Raw genomic sequence first — 10,377 nt, 5'->3', positions numbered from 1 at the left:
CAGCCGGATCAACCCCGAGACATGGAGGAACCCCTGATGGAAAACCGTACAAAGCCCTGGCACGGCGTCATGGTGGCCACCGCGCTGCCCCTTCGCACGGACCTGTCCGTGGACTTCGACGGCTACGCCGGCCACTGCCGCTGGCTGGTCGAGAACGGCTGCGACGGGGTCGTGCCCAACGGGTCGCTCGGCGAGTACCAGACGCTCACCCCGCAGGAACGGGCCAAGGTGATCGAGACCGCCGTCGAGGCCGTCGGCGGCACCGGCGTGATGGCCGGAGTGGGCGCGTACGGCGCCGCGGAGTCGCGCCGCTGGGCCGAGCAGGCGGGTGAGGCGGGCTGCGGCTCGGTCCTCCTGCTGCCGCCCAACGCCTACCGGGCCGACGAGCGGGCGGTCGTCGCCCACTACCGCGAGGTCGCCAAGGCGGGCGTGCCGATCGTGGCCTACAACAACCCGTACGACACCAAGGTCGACCTGACCCCCGCGTTGCTGGCCAGGCTGCACGAGGAGGGCCTGATCGTGGCGATCAAGGAGTTCAGCGGGGACCCGCGGCGGGCGTACGAGATCGCCGAGCTGGCGCCCGGCCTCGACGTGCTCATCGGCTCCGACGACGTGCTGCTCGAACTCGCCGTGGCCGGGGCGGTCGGCTGGATCGCCGGCTACCCGAACGCGCTGCCCGCCTCCAGCGTGGCCCTCTACCGCGCGGCGCTCGCGGGCGACCTCGAGACCGCGCTGCCCCTCTACCGCACGCTGCACCCACTGCTGCGCTGGGACTCCAAGACCGAGTTCGTGCAGGCCATCAAGCTGTCCATGGACCTGGCCGGCCGCTACGGCGGCCCCTGCAGGCAGCCGAGGCAGCCGCTGACGGACGCGCAGGCGGCTATCGTTCGGTCGGCGACCGAGAAGGCATTGGCAGAAGGGCTGCGGTGACGGCCCTGTGAGGACGACCCTGTGAGGACACTGTGAGGACCAAGCGCGTTTTCCACGCCGTCGACTCCCACACGGAGGGCATGCCCACCCGTGTGATCACCGGCGGGATCGGGGTGGTTCCCGGCGCGAGCATGGCCGAGCGGCGGGTCTACTTCCGCGACCACCTCGATCACATCCGCACCCTGCTGGTGACCGAGCCGCGCGGCCACTCCGCCATGAGCGGCGCCATCCTGCAGCCGCCCACCAGGCCGGACGCGGACTTCGGCGTGCTGTTCATCGAGGTGTCCGGGCTGCTGCCGATGTGCGGGCACGGCACGATCGGCGTGGCGACCGTGCTCGTCGAGACCGGCATGGTCGAGGTCACCGAGCCGGTCACGACCGTGCGGCTGGAGGTCCCCGCCGGGCTGGTGGAGGCCGACGTGGCCGTCGAGGACGGGATGGCCATGTCGGTGACGCTGCGCAACGTGCCCTCCTACTGCGACCGCCTGGACGCCGCCGTGACCGTGCCCGGGTTCGGGGAGATCCCGTACGACCTGGCGTACGGCGGCAACTTCTACGCCGTCGTCGGCCTCGACGCCTACGGCCTGCCCTTCGACCGCAAGGCCAAGAACGAGATCATTGCGGCCGGCCTCGCCACCATGGAGGCGATCAACGCCGCCGACGAGCCCGTGCACCGCGAGGACGACCGCATCCGCGGCTGCCACCACGTCTACTTCGCCGCGCCCGGGTCCGACGCCCACCACTCGCGGCACGCCATGGCCATCCACCCCGGCTGGTTCGACCGCTCGCCGTGCGGCACCGGCACCAGCGCCAGGATGGCGCAGCTGCACGCCCGCGGCGAGCTGCCGGCCGGGCGCGACTTCGTGAACGAGTCGTTCATCGGGACCAGGTTCATCGGGCGGATCCTGGAGGAGACCACGGTCGGCGGCCGGACCGCCGTCGTGCCGTCGATCACCGGACGCGCCTGGATCACCGGCACCGCCCAGTACTTCCTCGACCCGCGCGACCCCTTCCCCGCGGGGTTCGAGCTGTGATCACGACGGTCGACTACCACACGGGCGGGGAGCCGTTCAGGATCGTGACCGGCGGCGTGCCGGAGATCGCCGGGGCCGACGTGCTCTCGCGCCGCACCACCGCCATGGCCGAGCACGACGACGTGCGCCGAATGCTGTGCCACGAGCCCCGAGGGCACGCCGACATGTACGGCTGCTTCCTCGTGCCGCCGGACGACCCCGGCGCCCGCTTCGGCGCGCTGTTCTGGCACAAGGACGGGTTCTCCACCGCGTGCGGGCACGGGACCATCGCGCTGGGCGCGTACGCGGTGCACGAAGGGCTGGTGGCGGCGGATCCCGACGGCGTGACCGACGTGCCGATCGACGTGCCGTCCGGGCGCGTCACGGCCCGGGTGCGGTGCGCGGGCGGGAAGGTGGCGTCGGTGACGTTCGTCAGCGTCCCGTCGTACGTGATCGCCCGCGACGTCCCGGCCGGCGGCGTCAAGGCCGACCTCTCCTACGGTGGCGCGATCTACGCGTCCGTGCCCGCCCGGGCGCTGGGGCTGTCGGTGGAGCCCAGGCACCTGGGCGACCTCATCGGCCACGCCCGCCGGATCAAGGCCGCCCTGGCCGGTCATCCGGCCTCGAAGCACCCGTCCGACGACCGGCTGTCCGGCGTCTACGGCGTGATCTTCCACGACGAGCTGCCCGACGTGGACGGAGTCGCGCGCCAGCGCAACGTCACGGTGTTCGCCGACGGGGAGGTGGACCGTTCGCCGTGCGGGTCAGGCACGGCGGCGCGGCTGGCGCTGCTGCACGACTCAGGGCTGCGCGGGCCGCTGATCCACGACAGCGTCGTGGGCAGCTCGTTCCGCGCCGAGGTCACCGGCGTGACGGACGAGGGAGTCGTGCCGGAGATCGAGGGGATGGCGTACCGGACCGGGCGGCATGTGTTCGAGCTCGATCCCGGGGATCCGATCGGAACGGGGTTCACACTGCGATGACCGGACTGCCGTATCTCGACGCGGCCACGCTGGAGCGGCTGGTGCCGTACGGGCGGGCCGTGCAGATCCTGGAGGACGCGCTGCGGGACGGGCTCGATCCTGAGGCCACGCCGCCGCGCACCGTCGCCGGCGTCCCCGCGGGGCAGCTCCTGCTGATGCCCGCCGCCACCCGACGGTACGCGGGGGTCAAGGCGGTCAGCGTCGCCCCCGGCAACCCCGGGCGCGGGCTGCCCCGGATCCAGGGGACGTACCTGCTGTTCGACGGCGACACCCTGGCGCCGCTGGCGGCCATGGACGGCATCGCGCTCACCTCCCTGCGCACGCCCGCCGTATCGGCGCTGGCCGTGCGGCATCTGGCGGATCCCGAGGCCAGGCGGCTCGTGGTGTTCGGGAGCGGGCCGCAGGCGTGGGGGCACGTGCTCGCGTTCCGTGAGGTGCGGCCGGTCGGCGAGGTGACGGTGGTGGGACGCGACCGGGCGCGCGCCGAGGCGCTCGCCGCGCGCTGCCGTACGCTCGGCCTCACCGCCGAAGCCCTGACGGCGGGTGAACCATCAGTGGCGGCGGCGGTGACGGCGGCGGACCTCGTCGCGTGCTGTACCACCGCCAGGCAGCCGCTCTTCCCCGGTAAGCTCGCCCGCGACGGTGTCACCGTGGTCGCGGTCGGCTCGCACGAGCCCGGCGCCCGCGAGCTCGACGGCGATCTCGTCGCCCGCGCCACCGTGGTCGTCGAGGCCAGAGCGGCCGCCCTGGAGGAGGCGGGCGATGTGATCATTCCCATCCGTCACGGTACGATCCCCACCGGTCATCTCGCCGGAAACCTCGCCGAGCTGATCGCCGGAGGGGTGATCACGGGGGCCGGGCCGCGCGTGTTCAAGAGCACGGGCATGGCGTGGGAGGACCTCGTCGTCGCGGCCGCCGCCTACGAGGCGTGGATCTCTCCGGGGGAATCCGCGTAACGGGGCTGCCGTCACGGCCTCGAAGGTCCGTCAGGAGTTTTTCGGGTGAGCAGGGAAGGGATGGGCGGATGGCTGCCGAGGAGCGGCTCGACCTGCCGATGGTGGGGGAGCGGCAGAGCCTGCGCGAGCAGGTCGCGCACGCGCTGCGTGCCGCGCTGATCACCGGCGAGATGCGGCCTGGGGTGGTCTACTCCGCGCCGGTGCTGGCCGCCCAGTTCGGCGTCTCCGCGACGCCCGTCCGCGAGGCCATGCTCGACCTGGCCAAGGAGGGCCTGGTCGAGGCGGTGCGCAACAAGGGCTTCCGGGTGACCGAGCTGTCCGACCGCGACCTCGACGAGCTCACCGAGATCCGCCAGCTCATCGAGGTGCCCACCGTGGCCAGGCTGGCTGACAGTTCGCGGGCCGAGGAGTTCGAACGCCTCCGCCCGATCGCCGAGGAGATCGTCGTGGCCGGCGAGCGCGGCGACCTGCTCGCGTACGTCGACGCCGACCTGCGCTTCCACGTCGAGCTGCTGAGCCTGTGCGGCAACGACCACCTCGTCTCCGTGGTGCGTGACCTGCGCAACAGGGCCAGGCTCTACGGCCTGTCCCAGCTCTTCGAGCGCGGCACGCTGGGCGACTCCGCCAGGGAGCACCTCGACCTGCTCGACGCGCTCAAGCGCGGCGACGGCGACGCCGTCGGCCGGATCATGGCGGAGCACATCGGTCACGTACGCGGCATCTGGGCCGAGCACTGATTTAGGGACAAGTTCCGATATTTCCGGATCGAGCATGCTCGGATGGCGGTACTCTCGAATTCGGGCCGCCTGAGCGATGCCAGACGGTCACTCGCCTCGTGGTCGTGGTCCTCGCAGGACCGGCCACGCCGACCGGCCGGAGACATCCGGTCCGTCACGGCACCAGCGCCTGGTCACGCGGAACCCCGCACTCCGCTGACCTTCCATGGGCTCGGCACACCCCGCCCACCGATGCCGAGCCCTCCGCCGCGCGCCCGAGACCCCAATCCCAGGGCGCGCGGCGGCCCTCCACGGGACTATTCCCGCCGCCGCGACATCCGGGTCGAGCCCAGGCTGGCGGCCACGATGCAGATGACGGCCACCCACTGCTGCGCGTGCAGGAACTCACCCAGCAGCACCAGCCCGATCAGCGCCGCCACCGCCGGCTCCAGGCTCATCAGGATCCCGAAGACCCGCTTGGGCATCCGCCGCAGCGCCTGCAACTCCAGTGAGTAGGGGATCACCGACGACAGCAACCCCACGCCGAGCCCGATGAGCAGCAACTCCGGCCGCAGCATCTCCGTCCCGCCCGTCGTGAACCCGACCGGAGCGATCACCACGGCCGACACGATCATCGCGAACGCCAGCCCGCTCGTGCCGGGGAAGCGCCGCCCGGCCGCCGCCGACAACACGATGTATCCGGCCCAGCAGGCTCCCGCCAGCATCGCGAACGCGATGCCGATCCAGCTCACCGACGCCGACTGCCCCCAGGGGGCGAGCAGCGCCACCCCGGCGCCAGCCAGGCCGACCCACAGCAGGTCGATCCTGCGCCGCGACGCCGCCACGGCCACGCCCAGCGGCCCCAGGAACTCGATCGCCACCGCGATGCCCATCGGCAGCCGTGACAGGGCCTCGTAGAAGGCGAGGTTCATGAGGGCGAGCGTCACGCCGAAGCCGATCCCCACCGCCCAGTCACGCGACGACAGCCCCTTGAGCCGCGGCCTGACGAACGCTCCCATGATCAGCGCCCCGGCCCCGATGCGCAGGAACACCACCGCGCTCGGCGGCAGCGCCGCGAACAACTCCTTCGCGAACCCCGCGCCGAGCTGCACCGAGAAGATCGCCAGCACCACGAGGCTCGACGGCGGGATCGAGTCCGCGGCCGTGCGCAGCACGTTGCCCGGCCCGGGCAGGCCGGGGCCGCGATCGAGGGGATCGTCGAGGGCGAAGGCGGTCACGGGACTCCTAGACGTCGAGACAACCTCATGAGACTACTGGGGGCCGATGACATTTCCCGATTTAGGGTGGTACTACGCTGGGCCGATCATTAAATCGGACAATTCGCACGCGTGGACGTATGAAAACCTCCCCCGCCTCCTCCGCGAGTCTCACCCGGCCACCGCGTGCCCTGTCCGTGGCCGCGTTCGTCAGCAGCTTCGACCGCTTCGCCGTGAGCCCCATGCTCGTGCTGATCGCCGCCGATCTGGGCGTCTCACTCTCCGCGTCGATCGCCGCCGCCAGCGGCTACTACCTGTCCTACGGGCTCACGCAGCCGTTGTGGGGGGTGCTGTCCGACCGGTTCGGCCGCGTACGGCTGATGCGTGTGGCCCTGCTCTGCGCGGCCCTGGCCGGCGTCGTCTCGGCGCTCATGCCCGTGCTCGGCGCCCTGGTGGTGGCCAGGGTCGTGGCGGGCGCCTGCTTCGGCGCGGTGATCCCCACGGGCCTGACGTACGTCGGCGACACCGTCGAGCAATCCGTACGCCAGCGCGCCCTGACGGACCTCATGGCCGCCGCCGCGCTCGGCACCGCCCTGGCCACCGGGCTGGGCGGCGTGCTCGCCGGCCTGCTGGACTGGCGGGTGGCCTTCATCGTGCCCGCCGTCTGCGCCCTGGTCTGCGCGTTCATGCTGCGCTCGCTCCCCGAGCCGGCCCGCGCCTGGCACCACACGGGAGCGCCGCCGGGGGTGGGCCGCTACTTCGGCGCGGTGCTCCGGCAGCGGTGGGCGCTGCTGGTGTTCGGGCTCGCGTTCGTTGAGGGGGCGATCCTGCTGGGCGCCATGCCGTTCCTGGCCCCCGCGCTGCAGCACACGGGGATCGACGCCGCCGTGGCGGGCCTCGCCATCACCGCGTACGGGCTGGGCCTCTGGGCGTCGTCGAAGGTCGTCAAGCGGCTGGCGGGCCGCCGGCCCGCGCCGGTGCTGATGAGCGTGGGCGGCGCGCAACTCTGCGCCGGGTTCGCCCTCGTGGCGGTGGACGTCGGCATGGTGACGGTGGTCGTCACCGCGCTGCTGCTCGGCGGCGGGTGGTCGTTCCTGCACTCCTCGCTGCAGACGTGGGCCACCTCGGTGGTGCCGGAGGCGCGGGGCACCAGCATGGCGTTCTTCGCCGCGGCGTTGTTCGTGGGCAGCGCGGTCGCGTCATGGGCGGCCGGGCCGCTGGCCGAGCTCGGGCGCTACCCGCTGCTGTTCGGGATCGCCGCGGGCGCCATGATCCCGCTGACCGTGGTCGCCGCCCTCGCCAGGCACCGCTACGGCCCCCTCCGCACGGAAACGACCCAGCCCCAGCCCGAATGACCGCCCCGGCCACTCGCGGCCCGCCCTCGCCGCACCCCGGCTACTCCCAGCGGAACGTGCGTGACACAAGGCCGAGCGACAGCACCGCCCAGGCCGCGAGCACGCCCAGCGCGGCCACCGGGAGCGCCGCGCCCTCGGCGAGCACCGCGCGCAGACCGCCGGTCAGCGCCGAGATCGGCAGCGCCTCCAGGACCGGCCGCATCCCCTCGGGGAACTTCGACAGCGGGAACATCACGCCGCCGGCCCCGAGCAGCACCAGGTAGACGAGGTTGGCGGCGGCCAGCGTCGCCTCCGCGCGCAGCGTGCCCGCCATGAGCAGCCCCAGCCCGCTGAACGCCGCGGTCCCGGCCACGACGAGCAGCGCCGCGCTCAGGAACGAGCCGTGCGGCCGCCAGCCCAGCGCCAGCCCCACCGCCACGATCACCACGGCCTGGATGACCTCCACGGCCAGCACGGCGGCCGTCTTGGCCAGCATGAGCCCCGGCCTGGACAGCGGGGTCGCGCCCAGCCGCTTCAGCACGCCGTAGCGGCGCTCGAACCCGGTCGCGATGGCCTGGCCGGTGAACGCCGTGGACATGACGGCCAGCGCCAGCACGCCGGGCGTCAGGAAGTCGACCCGCCGGCCGCCGCCCACGTCGATCAGCGGCGCCAGCGAGAAGCCCGCCAGCAGCAGCACCGGGATGATCAGGGTCAGCAGCAGCTGCTCGCCGTTGCGCAGCATCGCGCGGATCTCCGCGCCCGCCTGCGCGAGGACCATCCGCGGGAACGGCGCCGCGCCGGGGGCCGGGGTGAAGTCCAGCGCGGTCATCGCAGCTCCCTGCCCGTGAGTTCGAGGAAGACGTCTTCCAGGGTGCGCCGCTCGATGCGCAGGTCGTCGGCCGTGACGCCCTCGGTCGCGCACCAGGCCGTCACCGTGGCCAGCAGCTCGGGGCCGACCTGGCCCTCGATGATGTAGTGGCCGGCGGGCGACTCCTTGGCCGCGCTCCCCGTGGGCAGCGCGTTGAGCAGCTCCTCCAGCGTCAGCCCCGGTCTGGCCCTGAACCTGAGCTGCCGCTCCGCGCCCGTCAGCGTGGCCGGGGTGCCCTCGGCCACCACGCGCCCCTTGTCGATGATCACTACGTGGTCCGCCAGCCGCTCGGCCTCGTCCATGTGGTGCGTGGTCAGCACCACCGACACGCCGGCGCCGCGCAGCTCGCCCACGAGGTCCCAGCACGCGTGCCTGGCCTGCGGGTCGAGCCCGGCCGTCGGCTCGTCGAGGAACACCAGCTCGGGCCGGCCGATGACGGCGGCCGCCAGGGACAACCGCTGCTGCTGGCCGCCGGACAACCGCCGGTAAGGAGTGCGTACGTGATCCGAGAGGCCCAGCCGCGCCAGGAGGGCGGCGGCGTCGAGCGGATGGGCGTGGAAGCGCGCGACCAGCCGCAGCCACTCGCCGCACCGCGTCGCCGGCGGCACGCCGCCCGCCTGCGGCATGACCCCCACCCGCGCGCGCAGCTCGGGCCGCGCGGGCGCCAGGCCGAGCACTCTGACCGTGCCCGCGTCGGCCGGGCGGAACCCCTCGCAGATCTCGACCGTGGACGTCTTGCCGGCGCCGTTGGGACCGAGGACGGCCGTCACCGCGCCGCGCTCGGCGCGGAGCGTGAGGCCGTTGACCGCGGTGTTGCCGCCGTAACGTTTGACCAGGTCGATGATCTCGACGGCTGGGGATCCCATGAGCACGAGTTTAGGGACTGTGGCAGGCGGTCCAGGCCGCAGGTAAGGGATCGACCGGATGTGGACCGGTCCCAGTCTGCTTGAGGGTCGCGGGCCGGCTTCGCGACCCTCGCGTTACCTTCTTGTGAACTTTGCCGATTTATCAGATAACCGGGAATTAGGAGGATCGGATCCCCGTTTGACGCCTCGGCCCTCGTGGGGCCACAGGTCCGCGAGGGAGAGGGGTACACGCATGTCCGTGGCAGAAGCCACGTCCGCCGCCGTCCAGCAGAATCACAGGAGCCGCCGTGCGCTGCTGCTGGTGATCCTCGGCGCGCTCTCGGCGATCGGCCCGCTCTCCATCGACATGTACCTCCCCGCACTGCCCGTCATCACCTCCGAGATGCTCAGCGGCGCCGCGCAGGTCCAGCTCACCCTCACCGCCTGTCTCATCGGCGTGTCCGTCGGCCAGATCATCGCCGGGCCGCTGAGCGACGTACGCGGGCGGAGGGTGCCGCTGATCGTGGGCGTGGCCGGGTTCATGGCGGCCTCCCTGCTGTGCGCGTTCGCGCAGACGGTGCCCATGCTCATCGCCTTCCGCCTGCTCCAGGGCATGCTCGGCGGCGCGGCCCTGGTCATCGTGCGGGCCGTCGTGCGCGACCTCTACGACGGCGCCGCCATCGCGCGCATCTTCGCCACGCTCATGCTGGTCAGCGGCCTGGCGCCGATCCTGGCGCCGATCGCGGGGGCACAGCTGCTGGCGTTCACGTCGTGGCGCGGGGTGTTCGTGGCGCTCAGCGTCGCGGGGCTGGTGCTGCTGGTGGCCGTGCTGACGGGCGTACGCGAGACCCTGCCCGCGAGCGAGCGCGAGAGCGGCGGGCTGAGGCACACCGTGCGCACGTTCTGGCAGCTCCTGCGCGACCGCGCCTTCATGGGGTACGCCCTCACCGCCGGCCTGGCCTTCGCGGCCATGTTCGGCTACATCTCCGGCTCCCCGTTCGTGCTCCAGGAGGTGTACGGCGCCACACCCCAGCAGTACTCCCTCATCTTCGGGCTCAACGCGTTCGGCCTGACCGTCACGGCCCAGCTCGGCGGCCGCCTGTCGGGCCGGGTGTCACCGGTCCGCCTGGTCGTCACCGGACTCGTCACAGGACTGGCCGGAGCCACGCTGCTGCTGACCGCCGCGCTCACCGGGCTCGGACTGTGGGGCATCGTGGCCGGGCTGTTCGTCATCATGCTCGGCCAGGGCCTGGTGCTGCCGGGCACCGGCGCGCTGGCCCTGGGCTCGCAGCCCGCCCAGGTGGCCGGCAGTGCCTCGGCGCTGCTCGGCGTCGTGCAGTTCGCGCTCGGCGCGGCGGCCGCCCCGCTGGTCGGACTTGCCGGTTCCGGGACCGCGGTGCCCATGGGCTGCGTCATGCTGGTGCTCATCTTTTGCTCGGGTTTGGCGTTCGCCATCCTCGGTCGCCCAAAATTTAGGTAAGCCTTGCCTGCGTGAGGAATTCCATTCGCGGCCTT

Annotated in this window: 10 protein-coding genes; 7 read left to right on the top strand and 3 right to left on the bottom strand. The window is 72.5% G+C overall.

From position 1 onward, the window contains the following. The first annotated feature begins 36 nt into the window (after positions 1-36). From ITP53_RS19790 to ITP53_RS19770, 5 genes are all read left to right on the top strand, one after another. Positions 37-930 (top strand): dihydrodipicolinate synthase family protein, encoded by an 894-nt coding sequence (locus ITP53_RS19790; RefSeq protein ID WP_195896895.1) that lies wholly within the window; start codon positions 37-39, stop codon positions 928-930. A 32-nt stretch (positions 931-962) separates the two neighbouring features. Then, positions 963-1,964 (top strand): proline racemase family protein, encoded by a 1,002-nt coding sequence (locus ITP53_RS19785; RefSeq protein ID WP_195896894.1) that lies wholly within the window; start codon positions 963-965, stop codon positions 1,962-1,964. Beyond that, a complete protein-coding gene (locus tag ITP53_RS19780) occupies positions 1,961-2,926 on the top strand; it encodes a proline racemase family protein (RefSeq protein WP_195896893.1) in 966 nt (321 codons plus the stop codon). Before ITP53_RS19785 ends, ITP53_RS19780 begins: the two co-directional genes overlap by 4 nt. Then, positions 2,923-3,882, top strand: coding sequence for an ornithine cyclodeaminase family protein (locus ITP53_RS19775; RefSeq protein ID WP_195896892.1), 960 nt, complete (start codon positions 2,923-2,925; stop codon positions 3,880-3,882). The genes ITP53_RS19780 and ITP53_RS19775 overlap by 4 nt, the downstream gene beginning before the upstream one ends. 68 nt (positions 3,883-3,950) lie before the next feature. Further along, positions 3,951-4,619: a GntR family transcriptional regulator gene (locus ITP53_RS19770; RefSeq protein ID WP_195896891.1), complete on the top strand. Its 669-nt coding sequence runs from the start codon at positions 3,951-3,953 to the stop codon at positions 4,617-4,619. Positions 4,620-4,915: 296 nt separating this feature from the next. On the opposite strand, the gene ITP53_RS19765 is transcribed toward ITP53_RS19770, so the two are convergent. Further along, positions 4,916-5,836, bottom strand: coding sequence for an EamA family transporter (locus ITP53_RS19765; protein ID WP_195896890.1), 921 nt, complete (start codon positions 5,834-5,836; stop codon positions 4,916-4,918). 119 nt (positions 5,837-5,955) lie between these two features. Here ITP53_RS19765 and ITP53_RS19760 point away from each other — a divergent pair, with 119 nt between their 5' ends. Further along, positions 5,956-7,170, top strand: a complete 1,215-nt coding sequence (locus tag ITP53_RS19760; RefSeq protein WP_195896889.1) for an MFS transporter — start codon at positions 5,956-5,958, stop codon at positions 7,168-7,170. Between the two features lie 40 nt (positions 7,171-7,210). On the opposite strand, the gene ITP53_RS19755 is transcribed toward ITP53_RS19760, so the two are convergent. Beyond that, a complete protein-coding gene (locus tag ITP53_RS19755) occupies positions 7,211-7,978 on the bottom strand; it encodes an ABC transporter permease (protein ID WP_195896888.1) in 768 nt (255 codons plus the stop codon). Then, complete coding sequence (locus tag ITP53_RS19750) at positions 7,975-8,883, bottom strand: ABC transporter ATP-binding protein (RefSeq protein WP_195896887.1); 909 nt, start codon at positions 8,881-8,883, stop codon at positions 7,975-7,977. Before ITP53_RS19750 ends, ITP53_RS19755 begins: the two co-directional genes overlap by 4 nt. A gap of 232 nt (positions 8,884-9,115) precedes the next feature. Here ITP53_RS19750 and ITP53_RS19745 point away from each other — a divergent pair, with 232 nt between their 5' ends. Next, a complete protein-coding gene (locus tag ITP53_RS19745) occupies positions 9,116-10,342 on the top strand; it encodes a multidrug effflux MFS transporter (RefSeq protein ID WP_195896886.1) in 1,227 nt (408 codons plus the stop codon). Positions 10,343-10,377 lie beyond the last annotated feature (35 nt).

The sequence above is a fragment of the Nonomuraea cypriaca genome, assembly GCF_015645445.1.
Lineage (GTDB): Bacteria > Actinomycetota > Actinomycetes > Streptosporangiales > Streptosporangiaceae > Nonomuraea > Nonomuraea cypriaca.
The sequence above is the reverse complement of the archived record's forward strand: the minus strand, read 5'-3'. Positions and strand labels throughout refer to the sequence as shown.

Bases quoted from the DNA above. Each gene is read 5' to 3' on its own strand.
- ITP53_RS19790 (WP_195896895.1), top strand. From the start codon at position 37: ATGGAAAACCGTACAAAGCCCTGGCACGGCGTCATGGTGGCCACCGCG.
- ITP53_RS19775 (WP_195896892.1), top strand. From the start codon at position 2,923: ATGACCGGACTGCCGTATCTCGACGCGGCCACGCTGGAGCGGCTGGTG.
- ITP53_RS19770 (WP_195896891.1), top strand. From the start codon at position 3,951: ATGGCTGCCGAGGAGCGGCTCGACCTGCCGATGGTGGGGGAGCGGCAG.
- ITP53_RS19760 (WP_195896889.1), top strand. From the start codon at position 5,956: ATGAAAACCTCCCCCGCCTCCTCCGCGAGTCTCACCCGGCCACCGCGT.
- ITP53_RS19755 (WP_195896888.1), bottom strand. From the start codon at position 7,978: ATGACCGCGCTGGACTTCACCCCGGCCCCCGGCGCGGCGCCGTTCCCG.
- ITP53_RS19750 (WP_195896887.1), bottom strand. From the start codon at position 8,883: ATGGGATCCCCAGCCGTCGAGATCATCGACCTGGTCAAACGTTACGGC.
- ITP53_RS19745 (WP_195896886.1), top strand. From the start codon at position 9,116: ATGTCCGTGGCAGAAGCCACGTCCGCCGCCGTCCAGCAGAATCACAGG.